Here is a 21072-nt window from a genome sequence, read left to right as displayed (position 1 = left end):
GACCGCCCATCGGTTGCGCCCGCTGACGCCTCAATAGCGCTGTGTGATCGACGCGCTATTCCCGGTGCCGTTCTGGATGATGGCCGTGGCGGGCACCGGGAATTCGAACTGTGTCGTCTGATTCAGCAGCGCGACGTTGCCATCGCCAGTCTGGGCGATTGACACGGTGCTGTAGGGGGTATGCTGCACCACATCGATTTCGTTGGCCGAACCGTTCTGGGCGATGTCGAGCACCGGGCTGTCATAGCTCTGGTCGATATTGACGCGGTTGTCGTTGCCAACCGTATTGCCTCGAATGATCCCGTCACGGGTCGCCTGCCGGGCGTTCAGTTCGTTGCCGCTACCCTCCTGGGTGAAGGTGAAGCTACTGAAACCGGCCCATTGCGTTACCTGCGCGCGGTTAGCGCTACCGAGCTGTCTCAACTCGACCTGGCCGACGTAGTAGCGCCCGCCTTGCTGGTTGACCGCCGCTTCATTCGAGCCGCCGTCCTGATACACCGAGACCAATCCGCCATAAGGCAGGAAACCCTGCTCGATAGTGATCCGGTTGTTGTTGCCGAGCTGGTCGGTACGGGCGCTGCCGGCCCACTCCTGACTGATCTCGGTCAGGTTGTTCGTGCCAACGGAGCGGCTGTCGGCCTCGTTCATGTAATACAGCTGCGTAACCCGGTGAACATTGCCCGCCCCCTCTTGGTGAATGTTCGCCTGTGCGCCATTGCCATCCATCTGACTGACCTCGGCGAGGTTGTCCGTCCCAAGCTGAACGATGGATGCCGAATGTCCGGCGTAGATATCTCCGATCTGAATGACGCTTGCCTGGTTGGACGATCCGTTCTGCACCACTTCAGTCCAATTGTCGAGATTGAGCTGGTTCGTCTGCACCCGATTGTCACCGCCGTCCTGCCTGACCCGCGAATAATTGCGATCCCCTTGCTGCACCTGGCTTGCCGAGTTCCAGCCGTTCTGCTCGAGAATGATTTCGTTGTCATTTCCGGTCTGGGTGGCGGCGGTCTGTGCCAGCGCCAGTGCCGGCAGCGAGCCGAATAGAAAGCAAGCGATCAGCGGTTTATGCGAGAACATAGGGAACACTCCTTTGAAAGTCGTCGTCGGCCGACATCATGCTGACCCTATCTGGCGTGTCCCTGCCGCTGCCACTCCCTCAACGCGCCGACTGTTTTGCTTGGCGCCGCGGAGCAAGTATTGCCTGTTCGGTGCAGACGAAGCGGCGTTCGGACGGATGGCGGCTTAATCCTGTGCATGTTCGGTCCCCAACGCGCGCTACGCCCAATCCCGTACAGATTCCATCAGGTTGCGCTCCGTCCGCGGGGCACCTTTTTGCGGGCGAACCCATTGCGCTTGAGAGGTCGGCGCACCGTCGCGCTCTCCCGGGCACGCGCCGGTGACGGCGGTGCCTCGATCGCCAACCGCCCGATGGTCGGAACCCGGTCGGGCAGGTCCGCTCTACAGGCTATGCCACCCGTGAGGAGGACCCGCCAATGCCTGCCCTATCCGCAACCCCTGATTGCTGCTGGAGCGCCAGCGCGCCGCGTGGCGACTTTCCGCGCCTGACCGGCCACAGCGAATGCGACGTGGTGGTGGTCGGCGCCGGCATCGTCGGGCTGAGCGCCGCCATGACGCTATGCGAAGCCGGCAAGTCCGTCGTGGTGCTCGAAGCCCGCGAGGTCGGCGGACAGGTCACCGGGCGCTCCACCGCAAAGGTCACCACCCAGCATGCGCTGATCTATCGCTACCTGATCGATACCTTCGGCCAGGAACTGGCGCAGTGCTACGCCGACGCCAACCGCGAAGCCGTGGAGCGTATTCGTCACTGGGTCACCGAGCACGCCATCGATTGCGACTACCAGCGTCAGTCCGCCTACGCCTATGCGTGCTCGGCGGACTGGCGCCCAGCCATCGACGATGAAGCCGAAGCGGCGCGCCGCCTGGGCTTCGCCGCACGGGTCATCGACCAGCCGCCCCTGCCCTTCGCCACCGCCGGCGCACTGGAGTTTCCGGATCAGGCCCAGTTCAACCCGACACGCTATCTGATCGGCCTGGCCAACTCGCTGCACGCCCGCGGCGGGCGCATCCATCAGCACACCCGCGCGACGAGCTTCGAGCGCCAGGGGCGCTGGCAGGTTGGCTTCGATGGCGGAAGTGTGGAAGCCGATCAGGTCATACTCGCTACGCACATGCCGGTGGAAACGCCGGTAGACCTCGTCAGCCCGACCCAGCCGCGTTGCCACGTGGCCATGGCCTTTCGTCCGCAGGACGGCGCGCATCTGGACGGCATGTTCATCGGCGTCGACGAGCCGACTCATTCCATCCGCATGGGCCGTGATGACCAGGGGCCGCTGTTCATCGTGCTCGGTCCGCGCTTCAGGACCGGCCAGGACGCAGACGTCGCCAGGCGGTTCATCGAACTCGAACACTGGGCACGCGGCCACCTGCCAGTGGGTGAGGCCGTCTGGCGCTGGTGCAACGAGGATTACGACACCGCCGACCGGGTCGCCTATGCCGGCGAGCCGGACCCGGAACAATCCCCCGGCCTGTTCGTGGCCACCGGTTTCAACGGCTGGGGTATCAGCAACGGCACCGCCGTCGGGCTGGGCATGGCCCGCCAGATCATCACCGGCCGCTGCCCGTGGAAGCAGCTCTACGACCCCAACCGTCCCTCCCCTGATGACTTCAATCAGAGCAGCGATAGCCAGACCAGGGTCGACGACCTCGATGCCATCGGCCCGGGCGAAGGCGGCGTAATCACCCGCGGCGATGAACAGCTCGCGGTGTGGCGCGACGATGCCGGCACCCTGCATGCCGTGTCCGCGGCCTGCACCCACATGGGTTGTAGCGTGACCTGGAACAACGCCGACCGGACCTGGGACTGCCCCTGCCACGGCTCGATCTTCCAGGCGGATGGCGAAGTCATCCACGGCCCCGCCATCGAACCCCTGGCCGCCCGCTCGCTTTGAGCCTTTCTGCAGGGCACCGCACTGGCGGATCCCTGCGTAACGCACGTGGCATGCCGCCCAGGGACGCCGTCGGCCTAATTCAACGCGAGCCTCGACCGATGGACGGCCAACGCCGCAACAGCTGCAGGATTTCCCATGCATTCCGACGACCATGACAGCTCCCGACGCAAGCTCATCCAGGGTGCGGCCGCAACCTTCGCCGCCGGCATGGTGTTGCCGGGCTTTGCCCAGGCCGCTGATGCCGACGCCACGCCGCAGGCGGCGCCCGCACCGCTGCGCGATCCCAAGGCTCTGCATCCGCAACCGCCCTTCGACAAGCAGTCGCAGCCCTGGCCCGGCCTTGCGCGGGACATGCAGCCACCGCCGGATCATGGCGAAAAGAGCTACCGCGGCTCCAACCGGCTTGCCGGGCGCAAGGCGCTGATCACCGGCGGAGACTCGGGTATCGGGCGTGCCGCAGCGATCGCCTTTGCCCGCGAAGGCGCCGATGTCGCCATCGGTTACCTGCCGGACGAGGAGCCGGATGCACAGGCAGTGGTGGCGCTGATCCGCGACGTCGGACGCAAGGCGGTGGCGCTGCCCGGTGACATCCGCGATGAGGCCTTCTGTCGTTCGATGGTCCAGAAGGCGGTGGAGGAACTGGGCGGGCTGGACGTTCTGGTCAACAACGCCGCGCGACAGAGCAGCGAGCAATCGATCCTCGACATTTCCAACGAGGCGTTCGATTGGACGCTCAAGACCAATCTCTATGCCATGTTCTGGATCACCAAGGCCGCCGTGCCGCATATGCCGGCGGGCGCTTCGATCATCAACACCTCCTCGGTCACCACCTACGACCCACCTGCCAACCTGCTGGATTACTCACTGACCAAGGCGGCAATCACCAATTTCAGCAAGGGGCTGGCCAAGCAGCTGATCGACAAAGGCATCCGGGTGAACGCCGTGGCGCCCGGACCGTTCTGGACGCCCCTGCAGGTCAGCGGTGGGCAGACCATGGAGAACCTGCAGCGCTTCGGCGGCGATACGCCCATGAGCCGCCCGGGCCAGCCGGCCGAAATCGCCCCGCTGTACGTGCTGTTGGCGTCCACCGAGGCCAGCTACGTAACCGGCCAGGTGTTCGGCGCCTCCGGCGGCAACGGTCAGCCCTAGCGCCGGGCCTGTGCCGCCTGCTGAAGGCGGCTTCAGCGCTTGTCCTTGCGGTGTCCTGGCAGGATCGAGCCGAGCACCTGCTTGGCGGTCTGCTTGATGATGCCGGCCTGGTCCGGATCGCCATGCAGCAGCACCGAGGCGTAGGCCTTGGCCTGCTCCAGCTTGATGTGCGGCGGCAGCGGCGGCACGTTGGGATCGGTACGAAACTCCAGCAGCACCGGGCGATCGGCGGCCAGTGCCTGCTCCCAGGCGGCGGCCACCTGGTCCTCGCGGTCGCAGAAGATGCCCTGCAGCCCGATCAGCTCGGCGAAGCGGTGATACGGCACGTCGGGCAGATTCTGCGAAGCCTCGAATTTCGGATCGCCCTCCATCACACGCTGCTCCCAGGTCACCTGGTTGAGGTCTTGGTTGTTGAACACGCAGCAGATCCACTGGTGGTTCTGCCACTGGCTCCAGTACTTGGCCACCGTAATCAGCTCGGCCATGTTGTTCATCTGCATGGCGCCGTCGCCGACCAAAGCCACCACCGGGCGGTCCGGATGGGCGAACTTCGCGGCGATGGCATAGGGCACCGCGGCGCCCATGGAGGCCAGCCCGCCGGACAGGGACCCCATCATTCCACGCCGCATGCGGATATCGCGGGCATACCAGTTGGCGCAGGAGCCGGAGTCGCTGGTGATGATGGCCCGCTCCGGCAAGCGCGGCGACAGTTCCCAGGCCACACGCTGCGGGTTGATCGGGTCGGCGGCCGCCATTGCCCGCTCTTCCAGCGTGCGGTCCCAATCGGCGCGCCATGCTTCGACCTGTTGCTGCCAGCTGCGATCGCTCTTCTTCTCCAGCAGCGGCAAGAGCGCGCGCAACGTTTCGCCGGCCTCGCCGTGCAGATTCACCTCCATGGGGTAACGGATGCTCAGCATGTCGGGCTTGAGATCGATCTGCACACCCCTGGCCTGACCTTCCTCCGGCAGGAACTCGGAATAGGGAAAGCCCGAGCCGATCATCAGCAGCGTGTCGCATTCATTCATCAGCTTGTAGCTGGGCTCGGTGCCGAGCAGGCCGATGGAACCGGTGACCCAGGGCAGATCATCGGGCACTGCCGCCTTGCCCAGCAGCGCCTTGGCCACGCCGGCGCCCAGCGTCTCGGCCACGGCAATGACCTCGTCGGTGGCCTGCAGCGCGCCAGCGCCGACCAGAATGGCGACCTTGCTGCCGGCGTTGAGCACCTCGGCGGCGCGCTGCAGGTCCGCGTCATAGGGAACGATCTTCGGCCGGCTGTAGCCGATACCGGAAAGCACGGCACCGTGAGTCCTCGGCGGCTCGCTGTAGGGCGCCTCCTGCAGGTCGTTGGGCAGGATGATGGCGGCGACCTTGCGCTCGCCGATTGCGCTGCGAATGGCCCGATCCACCAGGTGGCGTACCTGTGCCGGCGCGCTGGCCTGCTGGACGAAGGCGCCCGCGACATCCTTGAACATCGCCGGCAGGTCGATCTCCTGCTGATAGTGCGCGCCCAGCGCGGTGCGGGCCTGCTGCCCGGCGATCGCGAGCACCGGCACATGATCCAGACGCGCGTCGTACAGCCCGGTCAGCAGGTGTGAGGCGCCCGGCCCCGACGTGGACAGGCAGACACCCAACCCACCGCCGAACTTGGCATCGGCCGAGGCCATGAAGGCGGCCATCTCCTCGTGCCGAGCCTGAATGAAGCGAATCTTGCCGCCCGCCCGGTTCAGCGCACCGAGCACGCCGTTGATGCCGTCGCCGGGATAACCATAGATGCGCCGCACGCCCCACTGGTAAAGCCGCTCGACCAGGTAATCTCCGACTGTCATGTCACTCATGCTGCCTCCTCTGATAGTTGCGTGCGCACTGGCGGAATGCCGATGCGGGCCCAGTCGCCGCATCAGGCGTTCAGGCGGTCGCGTATTTTTTTGGTCAGGCGCTGGCGGGTCTTGCCGATGGCCGCCCAGGGGTCGTCGTCATCCAGTTCCTGCAGGCGTTCCAGCAGGTTGCGCACCGTCCACAGGTTGGCGCCCTTGAGGTCCGCCAGCTCGTCGCGGTGGATGGGTACGGAAACCGGCAGACCCTCGCGGGCGCGTACCGAGTACGGCGCGACGGTGCTGGCGCCACGGCTGTTGCGCAGGTAGTCGATGAAGATGCGCCCGACCCGGTTCTTCGGCCCGCTGACCGCGGAGAAATGGGAGGGCAGGAGTTTTGCCAGGTGCCTGGCAATCGCCTGACTGAAGGATTTCACCTCGCTCCAGTCATGCACGGGGTCGAGCGGTACGACGATGTGCAGCCCTTTGCCGCCGCTGGTCTTGAGAAACGATGCCAGGCCGATCTCGTCCAGCAGTGTCTGGGTCAGCTGGGTCGCCTCGAGCATGCGCTTCCACGGCAGGGCCGGATCGGGGTCGAGGTCCAGCACGAAGCGGTCAGGGTGCTCCAGATCGGGCGCCACGGCGTTCCAGCTGTGCAACTCGATAGAGCCCATCTGCGCGGCGCCGACCAGCGCCTCGGCGCTGTCGATCACCAGCAGCGCGCCGTGCTTCGGATCGAGCGCCGGGTCCAGCTGCGTGATATGCGGGATGGCCAGCTTGTCGGCGTGCTTCTGGAAGAACAGCTCGCCAGTGATGCCTTCAGGCGCGCGGACCAGCGCCAGCGGCCGGTTCTGCAATTGCGGCAGCGCCCAGGGGGCGATCTGCGCGTAGAAGCGGGCCAGTTCGATCTTGGTGATGCCGCTGCTGGGGTCGATGACCCGTTCGGGGTTGGAAATCTTGATCCGACCGCTGCCGAGGGCATCGGCCTTGGCGGCGACGTTCGGCTTTGCCCTGGCGACTGGTTTGGCCCGCTCGTGGGTGATGGCCTCGGCCGGCTTGTCGGTTCGCAGGCCGTGGAACACCGAGTGGCGCACCACACCCTGACGGGTCATTTCGGCATAGGCGACTTCGCACATCAGTTCCGGCTTTAGCCACTGCGCGCCACGTGCATCGGCTGCTGGGGGTGCCTTTGCCAGCGGGCTTTTATCGGTTTCCAGCTTCTTCAGCTTCTTGTGCAGGCTCTGCAGCGTTGCATGGTTGAAGCCGGTGCCGACCTTGCCGGCGTAACGCAGCTCGCCGTTGTCGTCGTGCAGGCCGAGCAGCAGCGCGCCGAAACCGGTGCGGGTACCCTTCGGCTGGGTATAGCCGACGATGATGAATTCCTGCCGGTTGCTGCATTTGATCTTCACCCAGCTGCTACTGCGTCGCGAGGTGTAGGTGCTGCCAGCGCGCTTGCCGATCAGCCCTTCGAGTTTCATCTGGCAGGCGCTTTCCAGAATGCTGTCCGGCTGCTCGGTGAAGTCCTCGGAGAAGCGCAGCAGCTCGCTGTCACTGCGCTCCAGCACCTCGCGCAGCGCTGCGCGGCGCTGCTCCAGCGCCACCTCGCGCAGGTCCATGCCGTTCAGGTAAGGCATGTCGAACAGGTAATAGAGAATGCTGCCGCTGCGCCCCGCCTCGAAAGCGTTCTGCAAGGCCTGGAAGTCCGGCGTGCCCTCCTCGTTCGGCACCACCACCTCGCCATCCAGCCACCCGGACTCGAGCCCGAGTCCCGCAAGCGCCGCGGCCTGCTGGGGCATCTTCGCCGTCCAGTCGTGGCCGTTGCGGGTAAACAGCCTGACCTCGCCAGAGTCGATGCGCGCGAGCATCCGGTAGCCGTCGAACTTGATTTCGTACCGCCAGTCCCCGCCCGGTACCGTATCGACCAGGGTGGCCAGCTGCGGTTTGAAATGCTCCGGTAGCTCGGCCGGAACCGCCCCCTCGAGCGCGACCTTTGCCTTTCGCCTGGCCGGTGTCCGCTTCTTGGCGGGCGCCTTGACTGGCGCAGGCGGGGTTTCGGCCACGCGGGCCTTCGCGCCGCGCTTGCGCGGCACCAGGGTGCGGTCACTGAGCACGCTGTCGGGCTCGGCGGTGACGATGTCGTACTCGCTCTCCTCGCGCGCCGCCTCGTCACGGGATTTGATGAGGAACCACTGCTCCTTCTTCCCGTCCATCTGCGTGCGCACCAGGTTCCAGCTGCCGGCAAGCTTCTCGCCTTCCAGGCTGAACTTGAGCTTGCCCTTGCGATAGCCCTCGTGCGGGTCGCCCTGGGGTGTCCACACGCCACGGTCCCAGACGATCACGTCGCCGGCACCGTAATGCCCTTCGGGGATGTTCCCTTCGAAGGTGGCGTACTCCAGCGGGTGGTCTTCCACGTGTACGGCCAGCCGGCGCACGCCAGGGTCCAGGCTTGGCCCCTTGGGAATCGCCCAGCTCTTCAGGGTGCCGTCCAGTTCCAGGCGGAAGTCGTAATGCAGACGCGTGGCGTCGTGCTTCTGGATGCAGTACTGCAGTGCCTGGCTCTTGCGGGACTTCGGCCGTGCCTTGCCGGCGGGTTCCGGCGTGGCGGCGAAGTCACGCATGCGTTGGTAATCTTCGAGCGCCATGGCCAACCTCCGCGAGCTATGCCGGCGGCTATTCCAGCTTGCCGGCGTCGGTGGAAGTGTCGTTGGGGCCGCCCGGCGCCGAATGCCGGTCCGGATCGGTTGAAGGTTCCTCGCTGCCCGGCTGTGGCGCCACCAGCTGGCCGTCTTCGGTCACGGTACGGCCCTTGTGATCCTTGCGGGTTTCCACTTCTTCCTGCGGCGTGGGGTTGCCCATCGGGCTCGGACGTGACCCGGTATCGTCACGCGGAGTGCCGGCGGGAAACTGCGCCATCGCAGGCGCCGCAACCATTGCACTGAGCATTGCGCTGAGCAGCAGTCTTTTCATGTGGGATCTCCGCGTAGGCTGGGTAGTCATGGCTGTTACTTAATTTGGTCATCCCCCGCTGGTATGAGTTCAGGGGGGCGGCGACCGGTCCGCCCGACGGGTTCCGATAAGCGGCACTGGTCTGAAAAGGCTAGCTAGAGCGCCTGGGCGACTTAATCCGCTCAATGGACATATCGCCGCATTTACAAGGCGAACAGTGCTGCTACGGTTGAAGGACGTCGGAACGCCAGGGGTGCGCAGCGGATGCTGTACTGCGCTTTAGTCACCTCCTTTGCTAGGGAGGATTTATGAATACGCGTCTTCCTCTGTTCAAGATCGAAGCCATCCTGCACACCTACCTGCGGCCGTTTCAGTGTGAATGCCGCGATGCTTCCGACAGTTCGCTCAGCGTGCGCCTCTACCATGAACCGCCAGATGAGGAACTGACCGTTCTCGGCATCTCCTACGACCAATGCCGCGACGCGGCCAACCTGGTGCGTCTGGCTCAGGAACTGCGCATCGAAATGTGCGCCACCCTCAGCACGCTGCCCGCCGAAACGAATCGGAGCGTGCGCACGGAGTGACCCGGCTCAGCGCGGCGTACGCGCCGCTCGGCCCCCGGCGGCCTGCCCCCGGCCCATGTACTTGAGGAACACATCGTGGCCGTAGCTGTGGGAGTGGGTCGCCTTCTGCCGGCCGAATCGCTGCCAGGCGCGTTCGTGCAGGTAGAACACCACGGTGTTGCACAGCGGCTCGATCAGGGCGACGGCGCCACCGATGACGACGCTTCCGGTCAGCGCATAAACGACGATGAAAGCCGTGGCGAAGTGCAGCACGGCGAAGGTCAGGGTCTTGACGAGCGGTCGTGGTCTCATGGACGGCTCCCGACGGACAGGCACGGCCGTTTGCGGTCCTGCAACGGCCCTGCGAAAGAGGATGGGGAAGGCCCGGCCGAGGTGGCCGGGCAATCAGGCAAGCCGTCTCAGCGCTTGGCTTCGACGTTGGGTTCCAGCGCGCGGGTCAGGTAGGCCTGGGTCAGCTCCGCCAGGTGGTCGCGCAGCCAGTCGGCCATGGCGACCTCTTCCACCAGGATGCGCTCGCAGACTTCCTTGGTCTGCATGTCGCCGACCGCTTCGGCGGCGGCAATCAGGATCTTGTAGGAGGCGATTTCGAGATTCTCGAAGACGTAGCCCATCTGCGCGCCTTTGACGATCTCGTCATTGACCATCATGCCGCCCATGGCCTGCCCCATCGCCATCATCTTGCCGCCGAGGTCCTTGAGGCCGGAATAGGACTTGTCGTAGCGCTGCAGGCAGCCTTCGATCAGCTTGGCCTGGTTCTGCGTCTCGGTGATGTGCTGCTCGATCCGCGCCTTGAGTTCGGGGTAATGCTCGATACGGCTGGCCTGCTTGTTCAGCATGGTCTCGGCCTGCGCTTCCATGGCATGCGCATCGCGCAGCCACTCGATGAGGCGTTCGGTACGGACGTCGTTGCCGGTCTGTGCACTTTGCATGGGATCACTCCTCAGGTCTGGAAAAGTCGGGGGGCGAAGGTGGCCCGCTTGGTTTTGTGAGAGACCCTGCCAGCAAGAGTTCCCCCTACCCGACCGGCGCGCCCCCAGGCGCAACGGCCTGAACTTTTGCCAGACACAGCCTGTCACTGGCCCTGACGAACGGTTAACCGGAGCCCCCCGCCATCGAACTGCCCGCCTATCTCTTGCAATGGGACCAGTACATCAGCCAGCCAGCGCTGCGCACGCTCGCTGCAGCCTTGTTCGTGGTGCTTATCCTCAGTCTGTTCGGCCGTCTGCTGACCGCTCTGATGCTGCGCCTGGCGCGGGCCTTCCTGTTCACCCGCGAGCTGTCCGAACAGCTGGAAAAGCCCATTCGCGCACTGCTGCCACTGATGGGCCTGCAGGGCGTCTGGACTTCGGCGCCTGATGACCTGCTGCTGATCGACGGCGCACGGCATGTGACCACGCTTCTGATCATCGGCACCCTGACCTGGCTGGTGATGCGCCTGCTGCGCGGGCTTCAGCAGTTCATCCAGCTGCGCAACCCGGTGGATGTGGTCGACAACCTGCGTGCCCGGCAGATCCAGACGCAATCTCGGGTATTGCTGCGGACCCTGGCGTTCTTCGTCCTGCTGATCGGTGCCGCGGCGATGCTGATGACCTTCCCCGGCGCACGCCAGTTCGGTGCCAGCCTGCTGGCTTCGGCGGGGCTTGCGGGGCTTGCGGTGGGCTTTGCCGCGAGGCCGGTATTGGCCAACCTGATCGCCGGACTGCAGATCGCCATGACCCAGCCGATCCGCCTGGATGACGTGGTGATCGTCGAGAACGAATGGGGCCGCATTGAGGAAATCACCGGCACCTACGTGGTGGTGCGGATCTGGGACGACCGCCGGCTGGTCGTGCCGCTGCAGTATTTCATCGAAAAGCCTTTCCAGAACTGGACCCGTCGTAGCTCGAACCTGATCGGCACGGTGTTTCTCTGGGCCGACTACAGCCTGCCTCTGGAGCCGCTGCGCGAGGAGCTGCGGCGGCTCTGCAAGGACGTACCGGAATTGTGGGATGGCCGGGTCTGCGTGCTGCAGGTGACCGATGCCAGCGAGAAGTCCATCCAGCTGCGCGCCCTGGTCAGCTCCCCGGACTCGTCACGCAACTGGGACCTGCGCTGCCACATCCGCGAGAACCTGCTGGGCTTCATCCAGCGGCAGTATCCGCATTCGCTGCCGCAAGTCCGGGCCGACCTGAGCGTCGGACACAAGCAGCGCGTCGATATGTCGCAGCCACAGCACGTCGAGCCGGAACGCCAGCCTCCGGTGTAGGCGTCAGGCGCCTTCACCCTGCTCGAGCTTCTCCACCAGCTGCGCATACCTGCTCTCCAGCTGGGTCAGGCCGTGCCGCGCCGCCTGCTTGCGAACCTCGACGCGGTCGCCGTCGAACTGCACCGTTTCGCTCACCACCACCTGTCGCTCGCCCCGCATCAGTGCATAGGCGTAGCACTGCGTGCCGCCTTCATCCTCCTGATGGTCGTCGGCCACGCCGGTATTGGCCACTGCCAGCGTGGCGACACTGGCGTTCAGTGCACCGATGGCCATCTCACGGGCCACCTCTTCGCTGGTCAGGCCGAATTTCTCGATGGTCTCGAAATCCACGTTGAGCAGGCGGTTCTTGGCTTTCGGCGAGTAGACGACGAACCCGCTGTCGAGCACCTGGCCGCAGCCCGGGATGTCACCCAGCAGCGAGGCCATCAAACCGCAGGTACAGGATTCCGCGGTGGTCAGCTTGAGTTCCTCGCGCTGCAGGAATGCCACGACTCGTTCGATCTCTTGCATGTTTTTTGCTCCGCCCATCGAAGGGGCTATTTCGTTGAGGTTTTTTATTCGGAGCGGGTTGGCCTGCTGTGAGTTCCAGCGCTGGTTTTTGTTCTACTCTATATTAAGAACTTCTACCGCGATGCGGGGTCTGGTTTCCAGTAGGGCCGGCGCAGCTCTACCTGCCCTCTCGGCAGCTCCTAACAATCTTTTTGCCTGGTCGTGTTCATTGTATGTGGCGGTCATCAGATCGTTGCATAGCAGAAATATGCTCGTAGCAGGCACCGGCAACGCCGGGGCTTTTGGGGAGATCGTGATGAGTATTGCCGCTGTGAACGCCCGGCCTCTCGGGCTACCGAAGGCCCAACCCGCTGTACCCCCGGTTGCTCGCCCTGCTCTGCAGATTCGCAGTAGCCACGATGACAAACGCAAGATCCTGTTCGTGACTTCCGAACTGACCGACCTGGTCAAGACCGGCGGGCTCGCCGACGTGTCCGCCGCCCTGCCGCGAGCACTTGGCGCACGCCACGATGTGCGTGTGCTGATTCCCGGTTATTCGCAAGTGATCAACAGCGGCCACCCTATCCGCATTGTCGGTTCGCTGAGCGGTTACGCCGAGCTACCCGGCTGCCGCATCGGCCGCATCGACATGCCGGATGGCCTGATCATCTACGTGTTGATCAGCCCTGAACTCTACGAGCGCGATGGCTCACCCTACGTCGACGGACACGGCAACGACTGGCAGGACAACCCGGTCCGCTTCGCCCGCCTCGGCCTGGCCGCTGCCGAGATCGCCGCCGGCACCGCCTGCATCAGCTGGGCGCCAGAGCTGGTCCACGCCCATGACTGGCCGGCAGGTCTGGCACCGGCGTACATGCACTGGCGCGGATTGTCGACGCCCAGCGTGTTCACCATCCACAACCTCGCCTATCAGGGCAATATCGACATGTCCCAGCGGCGCCTGCTGGGCATTCCCGGCGAGGCCAGCGACCCGGAGCGCATGGAGTTCTACGGCAAGCTGTCGCTGCTCAAGGCCGGCATCGCCTATGCCAATCACGTCACCACCGTGAGCTCGACCTACGCCAGGGAGATCACCACGCCGGAGTTCGGCTGCGGCATGGAAGGGTTCCTCAGCATGAAGGCCCGCCAGGGTCTGCTCAGCGGCTTGCTCAACGGCATCGACGAAAGCTGGGAGCCGGAGAGCGACCCTTACCTCGTCAGCGGCTTCAGTGCCCGTGACTGGGCCGGCAAGCAGGCCAATGCCGCCTATGTGCGGGACGCGTTCGGGCTGGAGAAGCGCGACGCTCCGCTGTTCGCCGTGGTCTCGCGCCTGGCGTATCAGAAAGGCGTGGACCTGACCCTCGATGTGGCCCATGCCATCGTCGAAGGTGGCGGTCAGCTGGCCATCCTCGGCCAGGGCGAGAGGCAGATCGAAGCGCAGGTCCGTCAGCTGGCCGAGCAGTATCCCGGACAGGTCGGAGCGCACATCGGCTTCAACGAGACCGACGCGCGCCGTCTGTTCGCCGGCAGCGACTTCCTGCTCATGCCGTCACGCTACGAGCCCTGCGGCCTGAGCCAGATGTACGCCCAGCGCTACGCCTCGCTGCCCATCGCCCGGCGTACCGGCGGGCTGGCGGACTCCATCGAGGACGGCATCACCGGCTTCCTGTTCGATGCACCCGACGCGGCCAGCTATCGCCAGGCCGTACAGCGCGCCCTGGCGGTGCATCACCACCCTGAACTGCTCGGCGCCATGCGCTGCCGGGCCATGGCGGCCGGCTTCTTCTGGCGTCATGCGATCGAGCCATATGACCTGCTCTACCGGCAGCTGCTCACGGAGCGCCGCGAGGTTCATCTAACCATCTGAAGAGAGTGATCAATGCAGAAGCAGCGTGCCTATATTGCGCATCACGGTCCGGAGTTGCTGGATAGCGGGACCACCCGCTTCCGCCTCTGGGCACCCGACGCGCGAAGCGTCAGCCTGATTGTCGTAGGCGCACAAACGCTGCCGATGACCGCCGCCGAAGATGGCTGGTACAGCATCGATGCGCCTTACGGCGTCGGAACCCTTTACCGCTTTCTCATCGACGATGAACTCCAGGTGCCGGACCCGGCCTCGCGCGGACAGGCCGGTGACATTCAGTCACCGAGTCTGGTGGTCGACACCGGCAATGGTTATCTGTGGCGCAACAGCGAATGGCAGGGGCGGCCCTGGCACGAAACGGTGCTCTATGAAATGCATGTCGGCCTCTACGGCGGCTTCGCGGCCATGGAAAAGCACCTGTCCGATCTTGCCGAGCTGGGTGTCACGGCCATCGAGCTGATGCCGATCGCCGAGTTTCCCGGTGACCGCAACTGGGGCTACGACGGCGTGCTGCCCTACGCGCCGGAAGCCGCCTACGGCAGCCCGGAAGAGCTCAAGCACCTGATCGATACCGCCCACGGCCTGGGGCTGATGGTGTTTCTCGATGTGGTCTACAACCACTTCGGCCCGGACGGCAACTACCTACGTCGCTACGCCAAGCATTTCTTTCGCCACGATCAGCAGACCCCCTGGGGCGACGCCATCGATTTCCGCCGCCGCGAGGTGCGCGATTTCTTCATCGACAACGCCTTGATGTGGCTGATGGACTATCGCTTCGACGGGCTGCGTTTCGACGCCGTGCATGCGATCACCGACCGCAGCTTCCTGCTGGAACTGGCCGAGCGTGTGCACGCGGCCATCGAGCCTTGTCGCCATGTCCACCTGGTGCTGGAGAATGAGGACAACCGCGCCAGCCTGCTTGATCAGGGCTTCACCGCGCAGTGGAACGATGACGGCCATAACGTGCTGCACACCCTGCTAACTGCCGAGCAGCAGGGCTATTACGCCGACTACTGCCAGAACGCGACGGCGAAACTCGCGCGCTTTCTTGGTGAGGGATTCATCTACCAGGGCCAGAACAACCGCCGCGGCGAGGCGCGCGGCGAACCCAGCGGCCACCTGTCGCCGACCTCCTTCGTGCTGTTTCTGCAGAACCACGACCAGACCGGCAACCGCGCCTTCGGCGAACGCCTGGTCAGCCTGGCCGATGCCGATGCATTGCGTGCCGCTACCGCCGTGCTGCTGCTGTCGCCCATGGTGCCGCTGTTGTTCATGGGCGAGGAATGGGGGGCGCGCCAACCATTCCTGTTCTTCACCAGCCACCACGGCGAACTGGCCGATGCAGTGCGCGAAGGGCGGCGCAACGAGTTCGCCGAGTTCGCCGAGTTTGCCGACGAAGCCACCCGCGAGCGCATTCCCGACCCCAACGCGGTTTCCACCTTCGAAAATTCGCGCCCGGATTTCAGCGCCCGCCAGGAACCTGGGCATGCCGAATGGTATGCGCTGTATCGCGAGTTGCTGGGCATCCGCCACCGGGAGATCGTACCGCGCCTGCAGGGTGCGCGCTTTCTCGAATCCCGTGTGCTGGCGCAAGCGGCGGTGCTCGCCCGCTGGCAGCTCGGCGATGGCAGCCGGCTGCGTCTGGAGCTCAACCTCGGCGCCCAGGCCGTGCCCCTTCCGACGGCATCGATCAGCGGCGAGCTGCTGTTCGCCAGCCGCGAGGCCACGCATGCGCATGACCAGTTGGCACCTCGTATGGCCAGGCTGTATCTGGAGAAAGCCGCATGAGTGACGAAGCCCTGATCCGCCTGGCTGACGCTGCCGGGTTGTCCATCGACTGGGTGGACGCCGACAACCGTCAGCAGCGGGTGGAGCCGCAAGTACTGCGTGAAGTGCTCGGTTGCCTCGGACTCGAGGCAGATACCGACCAGCAGATCGAAGCCAGCCTGAAAGTCATCGCGCATCAGAACAACCACGGCGGCGTACCACCGCTGCTGACCTGCGACCAGAACGCCGTGCTGGAGCTGGCGGCCTACTTCCCGCCGTCCAGCCGTTACGAACTGGTGGCCGAACAGGGCGACGTGCTGCACGGCACGCTGGACGACCAGGCACGGCTGCATGTGCCGGACACCCCGGGCTATCACCGCCTGAGGATCGACGAAACCGAGCTGACCGTGGCGGTCGCGCCGCCCTCGTGCCCCACGGTTGCGCAACTCGCCGGCCCGAACGCCTGGGGGCTGACGGCCCAGCTGTACAGCCTGCGCCGACCGGGCGACGGCGGGCTGGGCGACACCCAGGCGCTGGAAGCCCTGCTGCGCAATGCCGCTGCCCATGGAGCCGACGCGCTAGGCATCAGCCCGGTGCATGCCATGTTCGCTGCGCATATCAATCAGTACAGTCCCTACTCGCCCTCCAGCCGACTGTTCTACAACGTGCTGCACGCGGCGCCGGGCTCCATTCTCGGCGAATGGCCGGTGCGTCAGGCCATCGAGGCGTGCGGACTCGGCGAGGAGCTGGAGCGCCTCGAGCGACTGGACCTGATCGACTGGCCTGCCGTGGCGCAATCGCGTCAGCGCCTGCTGCGCCAGCTGTTCGACGACTTCAGCCAGGGCGAGAACCCGCAACAGGCCGATTTCGACAGTTTTCGCGCCAAGGGCGGCGAAGCGCTGGAGAACCATTGCCGTTTCGAGGCGCTGCACCACCATCTGCGTGACGCCGAGGGCCATCCGCAGCATTGGCGCAACTGGCCGCAGGACTACCGCGACCCGGCCAGCCCGGCGGTGGAACGCTTCGCCCGCGAACACGCCGACGAGGTCAGCTATCACGCCTTCGGCCAGTGGCTGATGGCGCGCGGGCTCGAGCGCGCACAGGTTGCCGCGCGCAGCGCCGGCATGCGCATCGGTCTGGTCACCGACCTTGCCGTCGGCGCCGACGGCGGTGGCAGCCAGGCCTGGAGCCGTCAGGGCGAACTGCTCGCTTCGCTGAGCGTCGGCGCACCGCCGGATGTGATGAACCGCGACGGACAGAACTGGGGCATCTCCGCGTTCTCGCCCTGGGGCCTGCGCCAGCATGGCTTCCGGGCCTATATCGAAATGCTGCGCGCCAATCTCGCCCACGCCGGCGGCATGCGCATCGACCACGTGCTGGGCCTCAAGCGCCTGTGGGTGGTGCCGGCCGGCGCCGACCCCAAGCGCGGCGTGTACCTCAATTTCCCCTTCGACGACATGCTGCGCCTGCTCTGCCTGGAGGCCTGGCGGCATCAGGCGGTGATCCTCGGCGAGGATCTCGGCACCATTCCCCACGGGTTTCGTGACGTGCTCGCCGCCAAGGGCATTCTCGGCATGCGGGTACTGCTGTTCGAACAGCACGACGGCCATTTTCAGCGTGCCGACCAGTATTCCGACCAGGCCCTGGCGACCAGTACCACCCATGACATCCCGACCCTGAGGGGCTGGTGGAACGGCCATGACATCGACTGGCGCATCAAGGTCGGTCAGGTGCAGGAAGCCGATCGCGATCAGCAATGGCGTTCCCGCGAACATGAGCGCGCCGGGCTCAACCGAGCGCTCTGCGAGGATGGCGGAAAAGACCCTCATCATCTGCTGAGCGCCGAACAAGCCGTCGATGCCGCGGCCTGTTTTCTCGGCCACACCCGCGCACCGCTGGTGTTGTTTCCGGTCGAGGACGCGCTCGGCCTGGAGGAACAGACCAACATGCCGGGCATCGTCGAAACCCACCCCAACTGGCGTCGCCGCTATCCCGGCGACAGTGCAACGCTGCTCGACGGCGAAGCCAGCCGCCGGCGCCTGAAATGCCTGGCGCAGGCACGCCGTAACCATCGTGGAGCTGCGCATCGATGAAAGACCTTACCGCGACCCTGCGACTACAGTTTCACCGCAACTTCACCCTGGATCACGCCACCGCACTGGTGGATTACTTCGCCGAACTCGGCATCAGCCACATCTACGCTTCACCGCTGCTCACAGCCCGCCCGGGCTCCATGCACGGCTATGACGTGATCGACCCGACCCGCATCAACCCGGAACTGGGCGGCGAGCCGGCGCTGCAGCGTCTCGTTGAGGCCCTGCGCGGCAAGGGCATGGGACTGATCCTGGACATCGTCTCCAACCACATGGCCGTGGGTGGTTCCGGTAACGCCTGGTGGCTGGACGTGCTCGAATGGGGTCGCCGCAGCCCCTATGCGCAGTTCTTCGACATCGAATGGAATTCGCCGGACCCCCTGCTCGAAGGGCAGCTGCTGGTGCCCTTCCTGGGCAGTGACTATGGCGAGGCGCTGCAACAGGGCACCGTTAAACTGCGCCTGGATATCGACAATGGCGCCCTGTACGCCGAGCACTACGAGCATCGCTTCCCGATCACCCCGCCGAGCTACGGCGAGGTACTGCGCGCCGCCGAGCATCCGCAGCTGCGGGCGCTGGCACAGCATTTCGATGCACTGAAGACCGAGCCGGCGCCTTACCAGACCGCTCGCCTGCTGCGTGCCGACCTGGCCGAACAGCTGCAGGACGCTGAAACGCGACAGGCGCTCGAGCAGGCGCTGAACTGCTACGACTCGACCAGCGAGGATGGCTTCAAGCGCCTGCACGGCCTCCTTGAACGCCAGCATTATCGACTGGCCAGCTGGCGCACCGCCGGCGACGACATCAACTGGCGACGCTTCTTCGACATCAACGAGCTGGGCGGCCTGCGCGTCGAGCGGCCGGTGGTATTCGAGGAAACCCACGCCAAGATCTTCGAGCTGATCGGCGACGGCCTGGTCGACGGCCTGCGCATCGACCACATCGACGGTCTGGCCGACCCGCGTGGCTACTGCCGGCGCCTGCGCCGTCGTGTCGACCGGCTCAATGCCGGCCGTCCGCCGGAAGCGGTACAGGATCACGTGCCGATCTACGTCGAAAAGATCCTCGCCGGTGGCGAGCGACTGCATGACGACTGGGGCGTGGACGGCACCACCGGCTACGAGTTCATGAACCAGGTGTCGCTGCTGCAGCACGACCCGGCTGGCGAAGCGCTGCTCTGCTCGCTGTGGAGCGAGACCAGCGGGCGCACCACCGATTTCATGGAAGAGGCCCGCCAGGCCCGCCAGCTGGTGCTGACCGGCCCCTTGGCCGGCGATTTCGAAACTGTCGCTCAGGCGTTGCTACAGGTGGCCCGGGGCGACGTGATGACTCGCGACATCACCCTCGGCGCGATCCGTCGAGCGCTGCTGGAGCTGATCATTCACTTCCCGGTGTACCGCACCTATATCGCCGCGTCAGGCCGGCGCGAGGCGGACGAGCCGTTCTTCCAGCAGGCGCTGGAAGGCGCGAAGACGACCCTGAGCGAAGCGGACTGGCCGCTGCTGGAGCATCTGCAGCGCTGGCTGGGCGGCGAGAGCCTGCGTCAGCTGCCGCGCTACCTGCGCAAGATTCGCCGCTACGCCTGCACACGCTTCCAGCAGCTGACCTCGCCGGCGGCCGCCAAGGCCGTCGAAGACACCGCCTGCTACCGCTCCGGCATCCTGCTCTCGCGCAACGACGTGGGCTTCGACCCGCAACACTTCAGCGCACCCGCGCAGGTCTTTCACGATGAATGCCTGCAACGCGTCGAGCATTTCCCGCGCAACCTGCTGACCACCGCCACCCACGATCACAAGCGCGGCGAGGACACCCGTGCGCGCATCGCGGTGCTCAGCGAGCGCGCCGACTGGTTCGCCGGCAAGGTCCGCCACTGGCGAGAACTGGCAGCAGGACAGATCCGCCAGCTGGACGATGGCGCCGCGCCCTCGCCCGCCGACGAGCTGATGCTGTTCCAGATCCTGCTCGGCAGCTGGCCGCTCGACCTGCAGGCTGACGACCGACCCGCCATGGAGCAGTACAGCGCGCGCATTCTGCAATGGCAGGAAAAGGCCTTGCGCGAAGCCAAGCTGCGCACCACCTGGAGCGATCCCAACGGCGACTACGAAGGCGCCTGCCGGCAATACGTGGAGCACCTGCTGCTGGCCGCCGAAGGCGCACCATTGCGGGACGAAATCGCCGCCGCAGCCGCTGAGCTGGCGCCCGCCGGTGCATTGAACAGCCTCGCGCAAACCTTGCTGCGCATGACCACCCCCGGTGTGCCGGATCTCTACCAGGGCGCCGAGTTCTGGGACCTGAGCCTGGTGGACCCGGACAATCGCCGCCCCGTGGACTTCGCCGCGCGCCGCAACAGCCTCGAGCAGCCCGCAACGCCTGACCAGCTGCTGCAAAGCTGGCATGACGGTCGCATCAAACAGCTGGTGATCAGCCGCACGCTGCAGGCCCGTCGACGTTTTCCGCGGCTGTTCACCGAGGGCCGTTATCTGCCGCTTTCGGTGAGCGGCGAGCAGGCCGAGCGCCTGCTCGCCTTCGCTCGCGAACTGGACGGGCAATGGCTGGTGGTGGTGGTGCCGCGGCTGGCTGCCGGCCTGCTGGGCGACAGCAGACAACCTCGGATTCCAGCGCAGCGTTGGGGCGATACCCGTATCGCATTGCCCGAGGCGCTGGACGGTAGTGAGTTCGAGCGACTTTTCGACGGAACGACAGTCACATCCCAACAAGCCAGCCTCGAGGCTGCGCGCGTTCTGGACGGCTTGTCGGTGGCCGTCCTGCATACGTCTACGAGAGCAACAGGAGAATCCCAACAATGAGTGCAGAAGAAAAACGTATCCGCGAGTTCGCCTACCAGATCTGGCAGTCCGAAGGCTGCCCGCACGGCGAGGAAGAGCGTCACTGGGAGATGGCTCGCAAGCTGGTCGAGGCCGAAAAAGGGGCCCCCGTGGCCAAACCGGCGACCCGCGCGCGCAAAACCGCCACCAAGCCCACCGATGCCACACCGAAGGTCAAGGAAGCGCCGGCTGTGAAGCCCCGCGCGAGCCGTGCCAGTGCCAAGGCTGATACCGCCAAGGCGGACACCGACGCCAAGGCCGGCACACCGGAAACCATCAAGAAGACCCGTACCCCGCGCGCAAAGAAGGAAAGCTGACCGGCGGCAG

Annotated in this window: 16 protein-coding genes; 9 read left to right on the top strand and 7 right to left on the bottom strand. The window is 65.4% G+C overall.

All coding sequences use genetic code 11. The features are described from left to right. Nucleotides 1-30 precede the first annotated feature (30 nt). Nucleotides 31-1080: a hypothetical protein gene (locus P5703_RS09310; RefSeq protein ID WP_095460108.1), complete on the bottom strand. Its 1050-nt coding sequence runs from the start codon at nucleotides 1078-1080 to the stop codon at nucleotides 31-33. 416 nt (nucleotides 1081-1496) lie between these two features. Here P5703_RS09310 and P5703_RS09305 point away from each other — a divergent pair, with 416 nt between their 5' ends. Together P5703_RS09305 and P5703_RS09300 are read left to right on the top strand one after the other, a co-directional pair. Then, nucleotides 1497-2972, top strand: coding sequence for an FAD-dependent oxidoreductase (locus P5703_RS09305; protein WP_135265828.1), 1476 nt, complete (start codon nucleotides 1497-1499; stop codon nucleotides 2970-2972). Nucleotides 2973-3107: 135 nt separating this feature from the next. Next, nucleotides 3108-4121 (top strand): SDR family oxidoreductase, encoded by a 1014-nt coding sequence (locus tag P5703_RS09300; RefSeq protein ID WP_048329164.1) that lies wholly within the window; start codon nucleotides 3108-3110, stop codon nucleotides 4119-4121. A 32-nt stretch (nucleotides 4122-4153) separates the two neighbouring features. Here the strand turns inward: P5703_RS09300 and P5703_RS09295 are convergent, their stop codons facing one another. The 3 genes from P5703_RS09295 to P5703_RS09285 all read right to left on the bottom strand — a co-directional run bounded on the left by P5703_RS09295 (nucleotide 4154) and on the right by P5703_RS09285 (nucleotide 8899). Next, the gene (locus P5703_RS09295) at nucleotides 4154-5956 is read right to left on the bottom strand and encodes a thiamine pyrophosphate-requiring protein (RefSeq protein WP_045159055.1); all 1803 of its coding nucleotides are present in this window, start codon (nucleotides 5954-5956) and stop codon (nucleotides 4154-4156) included. 62 nt (nucleotides 5957-6018) lie between these two features. Beyond that, nucleotides 6019-8574, bottom strand: a complete 2556-nt coding sequence (gene ligD / locus P5703_RS09290) for a DNA ligase D (RefSeq protein WP_285586292.1) — start codon at nucleotides 8572-8574, stop codon at nucleotides 6019-6021. Nucleotides 8575-8602: 28 nt separating this feature from the next. Continuing rightward, on the bottom strand, nucleotides 8603-8899 hold the full coding sequence (locus P5703_RS09285) for a hypothetical protein (protein ID WP_013982806.1): 297 nt from the start codon (nucleotides 8897-8899) through the stop codon (nucleotides 8603-8605). A 287-nt stretch (nucleotides 8900-9186) separates the two neighbouring features. Between P5703_RS09285 and P5703_RS09280 the strand changes: the two genes are divergently transcribed. After that, nucleotides 9187-9462 carry a DUF1652 domain-containing protein gene (locus P5703_RS09280; protein WP_279640334.1) on the top strand — a complete coding sequence of 92 codons (276 nt, stop codon included), beginning with the start codon at nucleotides 9187-9189 and terminating at the stop codon, nucleotides 9460-9462. Between the two features lie 6 nt (nucleotides 9463-9468). On the opposite strand, the gene P5703_RS09275 is transcribed toward P5703_RS09280, so the two are convergent. Continuing rightward, the gene (locus tag P5703_RS09275; RefSeq protein ID WP_014596715.1) at nucleotides 9469-9753 is read right to left on the bottom strand and encodes a DUF2061 domain-containing protein; all 285 of its coding nucleotides are present in this window, start codon (nucleotides 9751-9753) and stop codon (nucleotides 9469-9471) included. A 107-nt stretch (nucleotides 9754-9860) separates the two neighbouring features. After that, a complete protein-coding gene (locus P5703_RS09270) occupies nucleotides 9861-10391 on the bottom strand; it encodes a ferritin-like domain-containing protein (RefSeq protein WP_013982809.1) in 531 nt (176 codons plus the stop codon). A 203-nt stretch (nucleotides 10392-10594) separates the two neighbouring features. Here P5703_RS09270 and P5703_RS09265 point away from each other — a divergent pair, with 203 nt between their 5' ends. Then, entirely contained in the window at nucleotides 10595-11707 is a 1113-nt protein-coding gene (locus P5703_RS09265; protein ID WP_285586286.1) for a mechanosensitive ion channel family protein, read from the top strand. Nucleotides 11708-11710: 3 nt separating this feature from the next. Here the strand turns inward: P5703_RS09265 and P5703_RS09260 are convergent, their stop codons facing one another. Then, on the bottom strand, nucleotides 11711-12217 hold the full coding sequence (locus P5703_RS09260; protein WP_011913268.1) for a CinA family protein: 507 nt from the start codon (nucleotides 12215-12217) through the stop codon (nucleotides 11711-11713). Between the two features lie 295 nt (nucleotides 12218-12512). Here P5703_RS09260 and glgA point away from each other — a divergent pair, with 295 nt between their 5' ends. Genes glgA through P5703_RS09235 form a run of 5 tightly spaced genes read left to right on the top strand, consistent with a single transcriptional unit; the run spans nucleotide 12513 to nucleotide 21062 of the window. Continuing rightward, the gene (gene glgA / locus P5703_RS09255) at nucleotides 12513-14063 is read left to right on the top strand and encodes a glycogen synthase GlgA (protein WP_037004740.1); all 1551 of its coding nucleotides are present in this window, start codon (nucleotides 12513-12515) and stop codon (nucleotides 14061-14063) included. A gap of 12 nt (nucleotides 14064-14075) precedes the next feature. Next, the gene (gene treZ / locus P5703_RS09250) at nucleotides 14076-15848 is read left to right on the top strand and encodes a malto-oligosyltrehalose trehalohydrolase (protein WP_020307474.1); all 1773 of its coding nucleotides are present in this window, start codon (nucleotides 14076-14078) and stop codon (nucleotides 15846-15848) included. Further along, on the top strand, nucleotides 15845-17920 hold the full coding sequence (gene malQ / locus P5703_RS09245) for a 4-alpha-glucanotransferase (protein WP_279640332.1): 2076 nt from the start codon (nucleotides 15845-15847) through the stop codon (nucleotides 17918-17920). The genes treZ and malQ overlap by 4 nt, the downstream gene beginning before the upstream one ends. Further along, nucleotides 17917-20727 carry a malto-oligosyltrehalose synthase gene (locus tag P5703_RS09240; RefSeq protein ID WP_285586271.1) on the top strand — a complete coding sequence of 937 codons (2811 nt, stop codon included), beginning with the start codon at nucleotides 17917-17919 and terminating at the stop codon, nucleotides 20725-20727. Before malQ ends, P5703_RS09240 begins: the two co-directional genes overlap by 4 nt. After that, entirely contained in the window at nucleotides 20724-21062 is a 339-nt protein-coding gene (locus P5703_RS09235; protein WP_270066510.1) for a DUF2934 domain-containing protein, read from the top strand. Before P5703_RS09240 ends, P5703_RS09235 begins: the two co-directional genes overlap by 4 nt. Nucleotides 21063-21072: the final 10 nt, after the last annotated feature.

Source organism: Stutzerimonas sp. FeSN7, from assembly GCF_030263795.1.
Taxonomy (GTDB): Bacteria; Pseudomonadota; Gammaproteobacteria; order Pseudomonadales; family Pseudomonadaceae; genus Stutzerimonas; species Stutzerimonas stutzeri.
Note: the sequence above shows the minus strand (reverse complement) of the source record. Positions and strands in the feature narration are given on the sequence as shown.